This is a genomic window from Saccharospirillaceae bacterium, assembly GCA_022448365.1.
In the GTDB taxonomy this organism is placed as follows: Bacteria; Pseudomonadota; Gammaproteobacteria; order Pseudomonadales; family Oceanobacteraceae; genus Bacterioplanoides.
In genome coordinates this window covers 373,829-391,151 of sequence record JAKVCS010000005.1, presented here as the reverse complement: position 1 = coordinate 391,151, position 17,323 = coordinate 373,829, and the positions used below count along the sequence as shown (strand labels likewise).

The 17,323-nt window shown below is 43.6% G+C and carries 8 protein-coding genes; 1 reads left to right on the top strand and 7 read right to left on the bottom strand.

What is annotated here, in order from left to right; translation table 11 throughout:
* Positions 1-14: 14 nt before the first annotated feature.
* A complete protein-coding gene (locus tag MK185_15685) occupies positions 15-2,117 on the bottom strand; it encodes a PPC domain-containing protein (GenBank protein MCH2042071.1) in 2,103 nt (700 codons plus the stop codon).
* Between the two features lie 8 nt (positions 2,118-2,125).
* On the bottom strand, positions 2,126-2,635 hold the full coding sequence (locus tag MK185_15680; GenBank protein MCH2042070.1) for a hypothetical protein: 510 nt from the start codon (positions 2,633-2,635) through the stop codon (positions 2,126-2,128).
* A gap of 172 nt (positions 2,636-2,807) precedes the next feature.
* On the opposite strand from MK185_15680, the gene glnE reads away from it, so the two are divergent.
* Positions 2,808-5,753, top strand: coding sequence for a bifunctional [glutamate--ammonia ligase]-adenylyl-L-tyrosine phosphorylase/[glutamate--ammonia-ligase] adenylyltransferase (glnE, locus tag MK185_15675; protein MCH2042069.1), 2,946 nt, complete (start codon positions 2,808-2,810; stop codon positions 5,751-5,753).
* 1,007 nt (positions 5,754-6,760) lie between these two features.
* Here glnE and MK185_15670 read toward each other — a convergent pair.
* The 5 genes from MK185_15670 to MK185_15650 all read right to left on the bottom strand — a co-directional run bounded on the left by MK185_15670 (position 6,761) and on the right by MK185_15650 (position 17,110).
* On the bottom strand, positions 6,761-14,440 hold the full coding sequence (locus MK185_15670; protein ID MCH2042068.1) for an FG-GAP-like repeat-containing protein: 7,680 nt from the start codon (positions 14,438-14,440) through the stop codon (positions 6,761-6,763).
* Complete coding sequence (locus MK185_15665; protein ID MCH2042067.1) at positions 14,437-14,772, bottom strand: hypothetical protein; 336 nt, start codon at positions 14,770-14,772, stop codon at positions 14,437-14,439. The genes MK185_15670 and MK185_15665 overlap by 4 nt, the downstream gene beginning before the upstream one ends.
* Positions 14,773-15,077: 305 nt before the next feature.
* The gene (locus MK185_15660; protein MCH2042066.1) at positions 15,078-15,908 is read right to left on the bottom strand and encodes an alpha/beta hydrolase fold domain-containing protein; all 831 of its coding nucleotides are present in this window, start codon (positions 15,906-15,908) and stop codon (positions 15,078-15,080) included.
* Positions 15,909-15,941: 33 nt separating this feature from the next.
* Positions 15,942-16,238, bottom strand: a complete 297-nt coding sequence (locus MK185_15655; protein MCH2042065.1) for a hypothetical protein — start codon at positions 16,236-16,238, stop codon at positions 15,942-15,944.
* Positions 16,239-16,498: 260 nt separating this feature from the next.
* Entirely contained in the window at positions 16,499-17,110 is a 612-nt protein-coding gene (locus tag MK185_15650) for an SRPBCC family protein (GenBank protein MCH2042064.1), read from the bottom strand.
* Positions 17,111-17,323 lie beyond the last annotated feature (213 nt).

Here is a 17,323-nt window from a genome sequence, read left to right as displayed (position 1 = left end):
AGTAGAAACAAAAATCAGTTTGCTCGGCGCAAAATAAGCGGGATAAGCAGCAACAACCAGAATACAGCACCGCCTGAGCCTCCCGAACCTGAAGACCCAGTTGCTACCGCTCCATCCTTATCAGACACAGAGTCGCCGGGATCAGGCGTAGGCTCTGGTGTAGGCTCGGGTGTAGGCTCTGGATTCGGTGCAATGTAAGGGTCTCCTTTCGTAAGTCCAAATGCCATCGTATTCAGCGAGTCTGATAACCCACCCAGGCCTTCGTTGGCAGCACGAACATCCTTAACAAAAGCCGGCAATGGTGTCGCGCCCACGCTGTAGACCTGGTCCCCCGTTAAACCCACCAATTGACTCAGATTACCACCCTGATCCATCACACTGACAACGTCATTGCTATTCTCCGTATGAAAATTAGCCAAAAAGTGGCCTGCTTCATGAGAGGCAACGCTGCCAACCATTCGGCCAATCAAATCAATTTTACTGGTAATAGTTCCATCGGTTGGAAAAGCGTTAATCGAATCCGGGTAACCATTAGCCGGCTCACTCAGCGTATCGAGTAATACCACAGCAGTTTCATTGGTAATAAAGTTGCCCGGATCGATAGATTGAGCGATACCAATAGTTTCGACAGTCAACTCTGCGACTGTGCCCCCGATGATAATTCTCGATACGTTTTCATCTCCAAACGAATCGTCATGATCACGACTGTTGAGTATTTTTATTGATGTCTTTGGATTATTACCATGCTCTTTAAGGTCAGTATTCAGTTGCTGTTCCATAACCGCCAGAATGGCATCAATGACGGAGTTTTCATGCTCAGCTCCTAATCCCCACGCTGGCAGGAAATTACGCAACGCAGATAGCGCCGCTTCTTCAGCAGAACCATCAAATAGAGCTTGGCTGTTAATCGTCTCGCCATCAAAATCCACGAAAAGGATCTGCTCTTCATCAAAGTTTCTCCCCAGCTTAGGCCGGTATACCACCGCAGAAGCCTGATATTTCACAGGCGCTGGTTGAGTGTATTCAATACTTACATAATAGCGGCCATTTTCTGTGGCAACATAAGCAAAACCCGTATCACCATATAAAACACCAACTGGGGAAAAAGCAGGTAAAAAAGCTGCCATATTCAATTCAGGTTCAAGCAGAACTTCTTCTTCTGCATTGTAAAGACGAGTTCTTAACTTCTGAGCAAAAGAATCTGAAAATTCTGGCCGGCTAGCCGCAATTTCCAACACATCACCCGCTTTTAGATCAATAGCGAAATATTGCTTCAGAGTACCGAGGTTACTGTCACCATCATCGATAACTAGATCACCCTGGGTGATATTCAACTGATACAGGCCTTCAGACCTAACACCGTTCCCGGATGACGGATCCGTAATATCTCGCTGTGAACTATCGTAAGATCGAACTTGAACATAATACGTGCCATCCTCGGTAAAGGTATATTGAATCCGGCTATCGAAACCACTGAAATCATCATTAGTAGCGATCGACTGGCCGTTGGCGTTATATAAAGCAAGGTAGGAATCGAGCCCGCTTCCAATATTTTCAGCGTCGATATCAAACGTCAGAGTAATATCAGCAGCAACATTATCCAAGCGATAAAAATCGAAGTCACCGGTTCCGGTACGACCATAAACCCCGTCACCAATTTCACCGGAAATAGAGGTCAGACCACCTATTGCTGGAACAGGAACAACCTGAGCAAGTAAAGTACTGCCATTTTCTTCTTCCGAGACGATTTGTGTAGATTGTGGCGGGTTATCATCGTCCGGACCCTGATCCTCGGGTGGCTGCTTCAGAGTTCCAGAAATTAAGGCAAAATTATTTTCATCCGTTGAAAACCCAGTCAATACATCAGCACTTTCAAACGATACATTATTACCCGATGCTTTGTAGGTTGCTGGTAGCGAAAATTTATATAATGACTTCATTGAAGAAGCACGCGCCTGCCCTTGCTCAGCTGTTCTTTTTTTCCAATATTTATAGTCTGGCTCAACAGTGGATGGTAAAAATGCCAGGTATGGATTGGCAGCTTTAATTTCTGTTTTATCTGATGCCATCACACTTGCTGACAAACCCATTGCAAGCAGGCTAACAATCCTGTTCATAAAATTCCTTACGGTGTAACAAAAAATGTAATATTTGAAATAGTAATACTTACCGGCTGATCAAATGCCTTCAGCTGAAAGATCAACTCCAGATCAGCCTGGCAGGTTTCAGGTAATTTTTGAGTAGGTATCTTAATTGACATACTCGCATTCCATTTCAACCGAAATTTCCCCAGCGAGCTAAGTGGAATACCACAAAAGAGGATCTGTTCTGGTTTTGCCTGACCAAAACGTGACTTTGCCAGCTTTAAACTGAGTTCAATCTGACGATATTTGAATAACCGGTTTGGCGACAGATTTACTGGCGTAATACGCAGCGAACCAGTCGTTCGACTTCCCAGGCTGAGTGCTGCTTCGGCACTGCTGTCGGAAATCTGCCATAACGCCGATGACGATTGAGAACGCCAATGAAACTGATCGATACGTAAAGAGGCGGATGCAGAACTATCTTGCTCAGTATCAAGTTGTTGACTGGCACCGGATGACACCATACATGCAGATAGCAACAGGGTTACCATTGCTATACTGATACTTCTGATATGCTGTCGCGCCGATATTGAATACATTGATCGCATGCTACGCCTCCTTGCGGCGGCGCAGTGTAGCATAAAAGAGATCTCGTCTTCATCTAAATGACTTTTCAATCAATGATAGCAAAGCGCCGCCTCCGTTAAGGAAACAAATAACACTATGAATGATCTGCTGCTTCCCCTCTGGCAAACCCAACAAGCCCAGCTCACTGATATTGGTGCACGCTTTGGCCTTGATTGGCCCGGACTGTGGGACGAGTTGTCGGAAACTCAGCAGCAACAGGCGCAGCGGGTACTCACCCTCAGTTCGTTTGTGGCCGAGTCTCTGCCAAAAGACGCGGCTTTTTTTACTGATATTATTCGCAGCGATGCCATCAGTCAGCCACTGAGCCGGGCTCAGATCAGCGCCTGGCTGGATGAACTGGCCACCGAAGCCAACAGCGACGACACACCCACTTCGAAAAAAGAAGAATTGTGGCATGTCGCTCTGCGTAAATTACGTCGCCGTGCCATGGTGCAGATTATCTGGCGCGATCAGCTGCGCTTAGCCTCCACCCTGCAAACCACCCGGGCGTTGTCCGATCTGGCGGATGAATGTGTATCACGCTCCATCGACTTTATTGGCCAGCTATTGCAGCAACGCCACGGCGCACCGATCGGTAAAACCAGCGGCGAGGAACAACAACTGCTTGTACTCGGCATGGGTAAACTCGGAGCGTATGAATTAAATCTGAGTTCCGACATTGACCTGATTTTTACTTATCCACAAAGTGGCGACACCACCGGCCCGAAGGTGATCACCAATCAGGAATATTTTATTAAGCTCGGCCAGAAACTGATTCTGGCGCTGGATAAAACCACCATCGACGGTTTTGTGTTCCGCACCGATATGCGCCTGCGGCCTTATGGTCAGAGTGGTCCACTGGTGATGAACTTCGCTTCGATGGAAGAGTACTACCAGAATCAAGGCCGTGACTGGGAAAGGTACGCCATGGTCAAAGCTCGGGTTATGACCGGCGAAACTAACGAGCACGCTCAGGAACTGTTGAACATTCTGCGTCCGTTTACCTACCGCGCTTACATCGACTACAGCGCGTTTGAGTCATTACGTTCTATGAAAGCCATGATCAACGCTGAGGTGCGTCGTCGTGGTTTAGAGATGAACGTCAAACTTGGTCCGGGCGGCATTCGTGAAGTCGAATTTATCGTGCAGGCGTTCCAGTTAATTCGCGGTGGTCAGGACGATCAACTGCAAACCCGCGAGTTATTAAAGGTTCTGGATATTCTTGCCGCCGATGGTTACTTACCAGCTGGCGCCTGCGACGAACTGAAAAAAGCGTATGTCTTCCTGCGTGACAGCGAACACGCCATTCAGGCATTAAACGATGAACAAACTCAGCAACTACCGGTCGATGATATTAATCAGCTTAGGGTTGCCTGGTCGCTCGGGTTTGATGACTGGTCAAATTATATTGTTGCTCTGGATGCTCATCGGGAGAAGGTAAAGTTTCACTTTGCGCAAATTGTTGCCGCCGAGGAAGAAGACGAACAATCCCAACAGGAAGAACATACCTGGCTGGATTTATGGCACGGCGAATTACACGGCAGTGCTGAAGAAGCGTTTTTACAGCAGCACCCCTGTATCAACTCGGATGCCGTTTGCGAACGATTAAGCCAATTCCGGGATTCCAAAGCCGTCGCAATGATGCAACAAATTGGCCGCGAGCGCCTTGATGCATTAATGCCATTGTTATTAAAAGAACTGTGGTCGAATAAAAATCCAGTGAACACATTAGAGCGTGTTATTCCTCTGCTGGAAGCGGTATTACGTCGAACTGCGTACCTGGTGTTATTAAAAGAAAACCCTCAGGCATTAACTCAGCTGGTTAAGCTGTGCGGCGCGTCGGTTTGGGTGGCGGAATATATTGCTAAAACACCGCTGCTTCTGGATGAATTATTGGTTCCGGAAAGTCTGTATCGTCTGCCAGAAAAAAAAGAACTGGCGGAAGAATTGGATCTGCGTTTATTACGCATCGACGAAGACGACCTTGAACAACAAATGGAACAGCTGCGTCAGTTTGTGCGCGCACATAAATTACGTGCGGCGGCCTGTGAAGTGATGGACGCTCTGCCGTTAATGAAGGTCAGTGATTATCTGACTTATTTAGCGGAAGTGGTTGTGAATAAAGTCATGTGGTTGTCGTGGCAACAGATGGTCGCCAAATACGGTTATCCAACCAACGCTGATAAAGAGCCGGTTACCGAGCCGGAATTTGCCGTGATTGGTTACGGTAAAGTCGGTGGTTTAGAGCTGAGTTACAGCTCCGATCTCGATCTGGTTTTCTTACACAGTTCTACGCCAAACCGTTATACCAATGGTGATCGCAGCCAGGATAACGGTGTGTTTTACACCCGCATGGGTCAGCGCATGATTCATATCATGACCACACAAACCCGCTCCGGTGATTTGTACGAAGTGGATATGCGCCTGCGTCCGTCCGGTAACTCCGGCATGATTGTGGCGTCGATGAAAGCCTTTGATGAATACCAGCAGAAGCATGCCTGGACCTGGGAGCATCAGGCGCTGGTTCGTGCCCGTGCGGTGTGCGGCAGCGACGATACTATTCATCAGTATCAGGAAATTCGTCAGCAGATTTTATCCCAGCCACGCGAACTGGAAACACTACAGAAAGACGTACGCGACATGCGTCAGAAAATGCGCGACCACTTAGGTGTTGAGAAAGGGGGCGAAGACGCTAAAAACTCTCAGGCCGAAGGTAAATATCATCTGAAGCAGGATAAAGGCGGCATTGTTGATATCGAGTTTATTGTGCAGTATGGCGTGCTGGCGAATGTACAGCAGCATCCGTCGCTACTGACTTATACCGATAATATGCGCATTCTCGATGGCTTTGCTGAGACCGGTTTAATGGCGGTGGAGGATACTGAGAAGCTACAGGGGATTTATCTGAATTACCGAGCGGAGTCGCACCGTCGCGCGTTGCAGAAAGAGAAGTTGGTGTTGGATGTGGACGCTCAGCAACAGTTGAATATTGCTGAGCAGAAGGCGGAAGTGATTCGTTTATGGGATAAGTGGCTGGAGTAATCCAGCCGGTTATTAATAACTCATTTATAAAAAATTGGTAGCCTTCATCAAAGTCGCTATTTGATGATATATGCTGATGTTACCTTGCCAAATTGACAATTATCTTGAGTTTCATAACGAACCCTAACTTTCTTACCGGTCAGCTGAGCACTCAATATCAGCCTTCGTTGCCTTCGCATGTATTAGCATTGACAACATAGCCTTACATATTTCAGGGCCAGTTTTATAGCCTGTTCCATTTACTGTCCATTTTGATTCAGTATCGCAAATCAAAACAGCCTTATTCATACTGCTGATTTTCAGCATTAGCTTATTATTAGCGTGGAACCCGATCTTATCTACATGGCCATTACATTGAATGGATCCAGCAGAACAAACTGATGAAAGAATAAGAACAATCAATAAAAATATTTTTTCACAATACACCCTGACCTTAACAACCCTGCAAAAATAAAAATAATGGAACAATGATTATAGCAGTCAGCTATTAATGAAATGATGCAACAAAATTCTTTTTTGAAAGTTTGCGCCCCAAAAAAATCAATCATTAATTTTAATAATTCCTATCCAAATCAGATCAAATTAATTTCCAAATGCTGAATTTTTTTAAGAGCGCTAGCTTTAATTATAGGTAGTAAATAGACTAATATTGCAGAAGAATATCTATTGATTGAAAGGCTTAACATCACTTAAGCAATATTGATCCTGAAAAGAAACATCAATCACGGATAATCTTCGAAGCTAGTTTAAAAAGTCGGATACAATTAACCAATCTGTACACTATATTTCAAAAAAGAAATATGTCAGGAGTGCCAATACCCCTGATATCAGCGCTATCCACCTAAAAATGAGACCAAGTTTAGTTAAATTTGATGTGTCAAAGAAGTAAGCGAATAAGCCTAATAAGTGTATTGGCCCATCATCCTCCTCGTTCTTGATCAAGAAGTTCATTACTACAGACGACACAATAAATAGGCTAAAAAAAACTTCTGAATTTATAAGATCCATCACTCTAGTACCGTAGCGCCATGACTAATTTCTAACTTATTATATTGACTAGGAAAAAATCCAGATTTCCCAGAAAAACCTACTGCAAACCCAACCCCTGAAATAGCACCACTACTATCATGGTGAAGCCTGAAGCCCAATCCATAAACGAAATTCGTAGTTAATGCTGAGTCTGGCGACTTAATATCGAAAGCAATTAACCCCCTAGCACCACCACCTCCAAAATCATACTCGATATTAGGCTTTTCATAAGGTTTTGCTCCCCCCTCGGCATACTCCAGCACACCAACTGCATATTCACCTCCGGTCGGCAAAGGAGTTTCCGGTTTAAATAGAAGGTTGAAAATCGCAGTGCCAGGAATATCTCCCTCTACAGTAAGAATAACAAGCCTATCTTCTTTAGGGTGACGCCTTTTTCTGCACATTTGACCACAACCTTTCCCTTCATAGTTAAACAAATGCACAAGCGTGGCAGTCATTGCAGCTTGCATGGCATCTCCGCCAGTAGCCCCTGATAACAAGGCAGAAGTTGTTACCGCAACAGCTGAGCGAGCGAAATAATTTCCTACATCATTTCCGCCAATGTATTGACCAGCAAAATGGCCCGACACATGACTAGCCACACCCGATACAAATCCCGTCCAGAAATTATCGTTTGAGATCCACCCAAGCGTCCCCTGAGCAACACCGTGTGCGAGCGCCGTTATATGCCAGTTACCTTCTCCAAATAACGGACCGCCATTTGTTCCACCGTGGCCAATTCCTTTAGTCAGCTCTGCCCCTATCGCAGAAAACGCGGCTGAGCGCATTTCAGCCGGGCCTATACGACCGCTAACCGCTGCGCTGGTTACTAGCGTAGTCCCTCCTGCAATTAAACCTGGACTGTAGCCAACAAGCGCATCCCACTTACCTATAGCAATAGCGAGTAAAACGGTAGAAGCAATATGGTGAACAGGGCTATCTGAATACGCATGAGAAGCGGTAAAATACATAGCTGCTCCTATCACTGCCCAAGGAAAATGCCCACTGGGATCTGACGCCAGCGCCGGATTATTATATACATACGCATAGCGGTTATACGCCAGCGGTTTACCAGCATCCGGGATAACACTATCCGGGCTAACAAAACGTCCAAGCACAGGGTCATACAAACGGGCATTCATATGCACTAGACCAACATCAGCCAACTCTTCATGAGCCGTAAACCCCTTGAGCTGATCTTTTACGCTGGTAACACTCAAAACCCGCCCCAGCAACTTTGCATCAACGTTCAGCTCTTGCTCGGCCAGCGCGACTGCATCTTGCTGCGAGTTAAGAAACTCGGTGACTGCCGAATCAGTCTCTAAAGTCTGGCGTGAGTTTAGACTGGAAATATCGACCGCCTCACCATACGGCGTGTATTGGCGATGTTTCAGAACCTCACCACGAGAGCCTGTAATCAGCACACCTGAACCGAGGATATCTCGTGCATAATAGGACACCTTATCCTGCTGACGAGTATCAGCTTCTCCAGCTTTTACAGCTTCTGCGTATTCAAACCGCTCAATGGTAGAAACCGTTTGATAACCATTCTTAATGTGATAGCGATGAACGATATCACCATTGGGTTTATGCAGCTGCTCATAACCTGAAGAAATGTAATAAGTTGTTCCCTGAGAATCGGTTTTCACCGTACGGCTGTTCCCGGAATCGTACTTAAATGCCGTTATTTTGCCCTGGTAGCTGATACTTAACGGTTTACCAAAACTTGTCCAGCTATAACTACGGCCGTTACCCGAGGTGATAAAACCTTTGTTATCGTAGGAAACAGTTTTATTGCCAAAGGACGATAGGCGATAAGGTTTACCACTCGTTTCGTAAACGTAACTATTGAGCGAGGAGGACTTCTGAGTAATATTACCCAAACTATCGTAGTCGTAATCACGACTCATGATCTGTGAGTTATTTAACGAGATAGTCCAGGTATCCAGCTGGTTATCACTGTAGGTATAACTCTCGGTCAGGTTACGAATGTTATCTGTTTTTTCGTCCAGATTGCCTTCAGTGGTATAAGCGTAATCCAGTTCACTTAATTTTGTGCCATCAACCTTAGCCGTGGTAATGGTGTCGACCATTGTGGTTTCAGAGTTAACGGCACGACGTGTAATTAGGCCATTACCAAATAACTCGTCTTTCAAACGACCTTGTGCATCATAGTTCAATGCTGCCCAAACAACTAAGTCTGAATCACTGAGTTGTTGCTGTTTTTCAGCACCATCCTTCAATAGAGCGAGGGAAGTAAAAGACTCGATATTTTTCAGCAGTGCTTTTTTAGCATCTTTTAGTGTTTTGGCACTGGCCTCGGTAATCGCTTTTTCTGCACTTAGCTCTATCTTTGTATCAGTATGAGGTTTCGCTAAGGCCTCATAGTGTGCAATACGGCCTTGATAGTACTCTAGTGCTTCCTGGCGCTCCATAATGACTGCTTCTCTTGCATCATATGGAACTTTTACCGGCACCAGAACTAACGGAGAGATGGAGACAGGAGCCCAGGAATCTCTATATTTGACAGTTTCTTTTAGTACAGTCAGTTTATCTTTTGAAACCTTTGACTTAGTATCTTCCAAATGCCTAATCATATTGGTTTCATTGGTTACTAAAGTCCTGTAATGCTGTGCCATCTTTAGGAAAATATCAGCTACATTAAACTTCAATTTTGTCTTATTGCATACTGTGTATATTAGACCATTTTGCGGCCCACTACGCCCACCAGGAACTACACCTCGTCTGACATGATAATAGTCATATCTATCAAGAATTTTTCTAGATAAGCTCCAACGCGACTTTCTAGTTTGGCAAGCGTCGGGCCCATAGAGAGAGTTTGAATCCAGTACCTTGAAATCGTCACGAGATATACCAAATGCTCCCGACTCGTATCGACTGCAACGTTTAAAGAAGAAGGCACGAACAACTGTTTTTGCACATTCTCTATATGCAAAAGTATGAGTTTGACTAGAAGAGTTGTATCCCTGGTATTCATATTTTTTATCTGAACTCAAACCACCATAGCGTCCGACCTTTTCCATGATATCTTCTAAGGTTCTACTATATCGATCTAGTGTATTTTTGTGTCTATCAATTAAATCTTGTATAGGCTTCAAATTTGGCTGAACTGAAATAGTTAGCCTCTTATATTCAGATACTTTACTTGAGTATTTTGTAATAGCCTGGGCGTGATATTTAATCCGATACTCGATTGAAGATATTTTCCTGTCAATGTCCGCGATTTGATTTATCACACTTACATACTGATTTTCTATCGCTTTATAGTCATAACTTTTCAACTTATTCGCTGGCATTAGAACTTGAGAAATACGGCCAGCCAAATCGTAATTCTTTTTAACCGGTGTGATCATCTCAGATTTTTCTGAATTCTTGTTGTATTCAGATGTAATCAATCGACTATAATTATCGTACACATAATGAGTACGATTTTTTTCTTTATTATTAAGATATAAGTATTCGTCAGATACACGACCTTTAGCATCATAAGTGTAAGAACGCTTCACGCCATCAGGTGCATTTGTGTAGTCTAATTCACCATTGCCATTACCGCTGTCATGGAAAACCCAGTTCGAAACACCTTCTTTGGTGGTTCGTTTATGCAGACGACCAGCAACATCGTATTCGTTAACGGTAATATTGGCTTCAGCGTCTTTTTGCCAATAAAGTTCACCGAAAGCGTTGTATTTATATTCCCAGGTTCCGGCACTTGGGTCTATCTGCTTAGTCTTGAATCCATATTCATCATATTGAATAGTGATTCGGGTATTTTCGTCGTTGTTTTGTACTGTATCGGATAACTCTCCCATCGCGGTATAAGAAAAATGGACAGTTTTTCCAAACTCTGTTTTGGATATCGCTTTGCCTAGCACACCAACAGAGGACTTCTTGGTTTTACCGTTAAACGTAACTGTTGTCTTTAAGCCATGATAATCCGTTGTTCGAGTAGCATCGCGTTTGTCTGGGGCTTTTGCGGTGACAGTCGTTTGACGTAAAAAGTCATCGTAGCCATGGGTAACCCAATTAACGTGCTCACTGCTACCAGACACTATTTTTACAGGAAGAGAATTCGCTACCAACTGACCTTTATTATTGAAGTAGTTGTAAGTCGCAGACTGAGTTGTAGTAGAAGATGTTTTAGCAACGGTCGAAATCTCCTTGACCGTACGACCGGTGCGATCTTTATAAACTGCTTTGTATTTACCTGATGCCGTACTCTCAGAGGCAACTAAAATAATATTGTTGGTATAAATCGCACTGGCCGGGCGCTCAGTAACACCATGATCCCAGCTTAAGCCATAGTAAACGGTATCACCTGACAATAGGATACTTTCATAACGACGACAGTGGTTATCATATTTGTGAGTTACCAGAAGGCGATCATTGATATCGTATTCCTTTTCTACTGCCATACACATTGCATGATATTCAGAGCGAACAGTTTGATTTAAGGGATTCGTCACAGTTAACTTCTGACCAATCGTAGAATAAGTATAACTACTGGTACGGGTTTGCTTATCCGTATCGTTAACTAGGCCAGTTATTCTTTCATTTTTCACTAAACCATTCGAATAATACTCAAATTCAATTTCTTTCTCGTAGTCAGTATCTTTCTCGAAGATCTGCTTATGCAGAGCCATTGTGCTGGGGTAGTATTCGAAGTTAACTTTTTTAGTTTGATTCGTTGCGCCAGTTAATTCATGAGTTACGGTTTGGCTTTCTGGTTTTCCCAATATCCAATTCTCAGAATCGTGATCAAATACAATACTGGTTGTTTCTTTCTTAACCTGGTTCGCGGCTGCTTTTATTTCGGTGATTTCCTTAGCATAGCCGTAGCCATCAAATTCAGAGAAAGTACGGGTTGAAGTTCGTATTATCGTGCTTGGGCTTTCAGGGTCATAGTTTACTGTTGTTGTTGAAAGAAGGCGTGTATCAACCCCTTTACTAAACGCTGAGGCAACAAAGTCATGTTGAACTTCCTGAATTTTTACATCATTCAGATATTCAGTGACTTTCCTAGTTTTTCCAACCAAGTGTTGCTTTAGGTATAACTCGGTTGTCTGAGACTTCTTCTTCAAATCCGAGCTCTGGGAAATATATTTGAATCCAGATTCGTACGTTTTCGGGTTGTATGCAAAGTCTTTATAGTTATAGCTCACTGTTTCCCAGTTATTGTCAGGAGCGCCGACACCAGAATCTATTTGCATAGCAGATAACAATAAACCCTGAGGATAAATCCGAATATAATCGTCTAAAGAATCAGAACTTTCAGAATAAATTCCCTGACGAGCATTTTTGTATTCAAACCGAGTTTGGTTACCAAAAGCATCTGTTACTTTTTCAAGTAGTCCATTATAGCTTTGTTGTTCATTAGTATGACAATCGATGCCGTTAATAGTCCTCATACACATTTCGTTTCGCCCGTCTGTACCAACATCGGCACGATAGAACGCTCGACCGTATACATTAACTGCGTTGTTATTAATAAAGCGTGTGTGATTATTTAATCGAGCCCGAATATAATTCTGAAATACTTCCGTGTTCGAGGTGATTACAGCTGCATCGGATACTATCCTTAATCGAACTGCAAACTCACTAAAGTCAGAACCGTTGTTATATGAGCAATACTGTCTATCCTGTTTCATTAAACACAGATCGGGATAACCATCGGTATTAATATCAGAAAAGTTCAGAGAACTTATGATCGATAAAGTAGTATTTCGATCCAGTCCAGCGATAAGACTGGAATAAGTGGTTTTATATTTTTTTTCGGTAAAACCTGTCTCAGTATTCAAATGACATGAGAATTCACCATCGTAGTCATAACACAAATCAACCAGACCATCTGAATTCACATCCTGAAAACGGGTCGTCAGTGTAATACGTTCATTTGTTTTTCTATAGGCAGGGAACTTATTGCTAATCTCTTTTGCCAGAAAGTACTTCCCATTAGGGCTGCGTACATCTAAATCTACGCTAGTAAATTTAGTATCAAATTCATCAGGAATAACTCGATATATCGACACAGACTGCGCTGGCGACGTTGCTATCAATAGCTGATTTGTGGAAGAGTACTGACCAGCCCGACACTGGAACTGGCTATTCGAGACACTACATAAATCTGGAATCTGGTCACCATTCATGTCCATAAGAGATGGAGCGATATATTTGAACTTTCTCTCATCTTCGTCCAAGTAAGGTGTATAAACCTGATACTCTTTAGCAAAGGATGAAGAAGACAACACTATTTTGGTTGACGAGTAGCTACCTCCACCATTGTTGGCGTAACAGAAGAACTCTGTTTCAGATGCACCACATAAGTCAGCCAAACCATCTCTGTTTACATCAGCCAACTGATAACCAGTTTCGTGATTAAGCCCGGTTGAAATGTAGGCAGGAGCTTTAAGTTTGCCAGATTTATTATTAATCGCACATTTGATACCGCTATCGTCAGCGATACATAAGTCTGCGTACCCATCACCATTAATATCACTGAAGTTCAAAGCACTGTAGTAATCGAAGTGGCTTTTGTTATAGCCAAAAGCATCAGACATATCCTCATCAAAGGCAAACATTCCATTCCCCTGAGCCATTGAGCATACTAAGGTGTCTTGATCGGAATAAAAGCAGATGTCCTCACCATATTTATTGTCCAGATCAACTGTATGGTAAGCAGCCATCCCTTCTTTAGAGTCAGCAGGGTAGTGTTTTCTTAAGTCAGCTGCTGTTAGTATATTGGTTACATCTGAGCCTGCCGGGTTTTCATTGATGAAAGAACCGTCCACTTGCTTATATTCAAACGTTAGTTCTCGTGTACACTCCTCAGTGCCAACCAGATAACATTTTTTTATCCCCATCAATCGATCTGTCGCTACCGCCTGGTAGCCTTGATAGCTCTGATAACGAAAGTTATATTTATACAGGTTCGAGTTACCTTTTTTTACCAGTAGGTAGTCCAGTAACTTACCTATCGTTTTAACCTTTCCGTTGCTGTATAACTTTTGAGTTGCTGTACTGGCTTTATAGTTCAGAGAGATTTCGAACCCAGGATACTGGATCGTATTCAGACGGTCTCCGGAGTTGTTGTATATATAGGTGATCTGGTTATTAAATCTGTCCTTTTTACTGGTTAGCTGCCAAACCTTATTGTGCTCAGAAACATTACTTGAGACAGGCAGATCATAGCGATAGATAAAGCCGTCCGCGGCGTATACAGTCCAATGATTTGGTGATGCGATACCTCCTGAAGAAACGATCTTATTTTTACTGTTTATATAGGTACGATATTCATTACCAGAGTGCTGGACTAACTGCGCTCCATCCAGGCAATAAGTCGCACTGGTATTCGTTGTTATCCCCCCTTGAATATCTCCATTATTCTTCTTTGGTGCACATCGGCTAATGGATGAGCCAACAGATAAATGGAAGCCAGCCCCCAGAGTCCCTTTGCCGCTACCCTGAGAGTATTTCACTGATAAGTCTGGCTTCAAGCTGTTAAGCGAAGCAGGAATGTCGAGAGGCACGGTATAGCTCAGCTTGCCTTGCGAATTAACAGGTGAGCCACTCAGATTTTCCACAACGTCTGCGGATGAAACGGCAGAAAAGGCAATAAGTGATGACAAGATGTAACGAATCATTGTGAAACTCCATTTAAATCTGAGGCAGAGCTTTGTGATGGTGCAGAAGCGCGCTGGGTAGATAACAATTGAAGATCAAGCTGACGGATTTTTTCGTCCAATAGTCTATCGGACTCCATCAACCTGTCACTTTCCGCATTGAGTACGTCCAGCTCGTCCTGCTGTTGCTGCAGGAAACGATCGTATTCTTCAATTTTTTGCTGATGTTGCTTTTCAGAATAGGCCTGCTCTTCAACCTGCTGCTGATATTCATACAGAGCCCAGATAACAAACCCAGAAACACTTATGAACGATACAAGAACTGCAGAAAGTAGTATTTTCTTCACAGACATAAACCGAGATCTCCCTATTTTCCGCGCAAGATACATCAATGAACGACTATATTCAACAAGATATATTTTGGCGTTTTAGACATGCTAATCAGAATGTCTTGGAATAACCTAAATATACCTTAAGTATCTACGGAGAATAATTTCGTATACAAGACGAAATTTCGCTCCTATAACTTAATACAAGCTCTTTTACCTTCTGTACTTCACTTCATTTTTTATTAAATTTCACACCACCCCATTCATTCCTTTTGCTGATTCTATTTTCGTCAACTCCAATTAAAATCAGTAATGCTGTAATTGTATTTCTATTCTAAAGTCAATTGTTGTCTCGCAGCCAGAAAATCGAAAGACATTTCAAACAGGCCCTTACCATCTACCTCGCCATTCCAGGCGCCATGCCCTCCAGGAACCAGTACCGATGGATCAGATTCACTCGGTACCATCAGAGTCTTGAGTTCACTGTACAGCCCTAGTGAGTTATAGATGCTCTGTAATTCAAGGGCTTCGGTATAGGGAGTTTGTGGATCTTCCCCTTCGCCATGCCCCATAAATAACTCGGGGTCGTTTTCATCATATCGATCGTGCAACTGTAAATTGTAAACGCCTTCAAAAAAATCCAGTTTTCCGTTCGATCCCCAGAAATGAACGATACTTTTTACGTCGTAACTTTGGTCTAAATTTGTGGTTGAAAGCGTGGCATCATCGATGACGGAAATTTCATCTCTGAAGTCCGCTGGATTTGAAATTCCTAACGCGATCGCGGTACCAGCACCAGCCGAATTTCCACCTACGGTGACATAGTCGCTATCTATATTATAGGTTTCGGAGTTAGCCATAATCCAACGAAGCGCAGCTTTCGCATCTCGTTGAGCAGCATACATAGCAATGGTGACCTGCAGATCTTTTGGCGTTTCTATCAATGGCATTGCATGTTCAATCCATTCCTTTGGTGCAATCCCTTTGTAAAAGTTTACGACTTCGTTAGTCCCAAACATGGCATCGTTTTTTAACATATCTTGGACTTTTTCTTTGCACGATGCCGAAACTTTTGCGTTGCACAGTTCCTCTGTTGTTCTGTAATCTACCGAGACGAAAACCCAGCCTCTTGAAGCATAGTAATTTGCCATTTCTACCATTTCAGGACCATCTTTTACCCCACCCGTAAATCCTCATCCATGAATAAACATGAAGACCGGCCGGCTGGTAGCCTCATTGTCGGGATAATAAACATCTAATTTCAGGGGTACTGCGAAAGAAGTGGTACTGGTTTCGTCATGGCTCAGACCAGTCGCATAGGTAATATCTTGTTCTTTTACAACCGTGTAAGAGGGTTCAGCCTTCACGACGGGTGTGTCTTTATCTGATATTTCTCCAGAAGACACTTCATCATCACTTACTCCACCACAGCCGGTTAACAGTAGCGACAGAAGGAAAAATACACGCGCATACAGGGTTCTATACAGCATAACTTCAAATCTCCAGGTTTCAGTATCAAATGGGATTGTTGTCAGCTATGTACTGACAGCACACTCCATCTATCTATCACAACGCCTGAACACCGAATTGGTTGACATGCACGATCAATTTTTTCTTTTACTCCTGCTGGGTGGCAAACACTCAAATCAATAAAGACGAGTACTGACCCTGAAGGCAGGTACAAAAAAGGCGGCTTGATAGCCGCCTTCATCGGGTGCTAACCAAGCACCCAACGCTATGTATCACGCCATCAGGCATCAAACGGACTTTGTTCTTCCCACGGGTGTGGTCGCTGGTAGTTCTCACCCTGCTCCAACATGGCTTTGATATTTTCCAGATTCAGACGGAACACCCGTTCGCCCTCATGCTGGCTCACCCAAAAAATAAAGCGTTCAAATGTGTTGTACTTGGTGTAATCGTCCAGGTCGCCTTCGAAGGTTAAACGCGTCTGGCCATTGCCCAGATCTTCGTACTTTTGGTAAGCGGTAAACTGAAACTTCTCAAATAGATCCCAGCTGGTGTTCGATACGTTATAAGTGCGCAGTGTACGTTCGATATATGGCTCTGACGACAATGTACGCTCGTCCCAGAAAAAACCTTGTTCGTTCACGTTGCGGAAGCAACGACGCAATGCACCAATCTGACCTTCCGGAACCGGCGAACTGGCCATCGGCGAGATATGATCAAAAATGACCGACCAGCCTTTGGCATTACGATTATCCGATAAGAAATCCCATACTTTTTCTACCGGCGCATTAATAACAACACTATAACTAGTAACAACATGTCGCTGTGCCTGAACAACCAGAAGAACAACGGATAAAACCAGAATGGCGAAGACGCCGAGAAATGCCCTTTTCATTTTGTATGCTCCTTGACTACACGTCTTGATTCAGTAGTGATTAATTATTTTTTGAGGCAAGCATAGTCTGATCTTTTATCGCCACAATCAAGTGCTATTGTTCAGGAAAGAATCCAACCATTTATCAACATCGCTGAACACATAACCTGGCCTGTCATGAGGGTATAACGATTGGCCTGCCGACAAGCTCAACGCTGCTACCGAAGGCGATCA

Bases quoted from the DNA above. Each gene is read 5' to 3' on its own strand.
- MK185_15650 (MCH2042064.1), bottom strand. From the start codon at position 17,110: ATGAAAAGGGCATTTCTCGGCGTCTTCGCCATTCTGGTTTTATCCGTT.
- MK185_15670 (MCH2042068.1), bottom strand. From the start codon at position 14,440: ATGATTCGTTACATCTTGTCATCACTTATTGCCTTTTCTGCCGTTTCA.
- glnE (MCH2042069.1), top strand. From the start codon at position 2,808: ATGAATGATCTGCTGCTTCCCCTCTGGCAAACCCAACAAGCCCAGCTC.
- MK185_15665 (MCH2042067.1), bottom strand. From the start codon at position 14,772: ATGTCTGTGAAGAAAATACTACTTTCTGCAGTTCTTGTATCGTTCATA.
- MK185_15685 (MCH2042071.1), bottom strand. From the start codon at position 2,117: ATGAACAGGATTGTTAGCCTGCTTGCAATGGGTTTGTCAGCAAGTGTG.
- MK185_15680 (MCH2042070.1), bottom strand. From the start codon at position 2,635: ATGGTAACCCTGTTGCTATCTGCATGTATGGTGTCATCCGGTGCCAGT.
- MK185_15655 (MCH2042065.1), bottom strand. From the start codon at position 16,238: ATGCTGTATAGAACCCTGTATGCGCGTGTATTTTTCCTTCTGTCGCTA.
- MK185_15660 (MCH2042066.1), bottom strand. From the start codon at position 15,908: ATGGTAGAAATGGCAAATTACTATGCTTCAAGAGGCTGGGTTTTCGTC.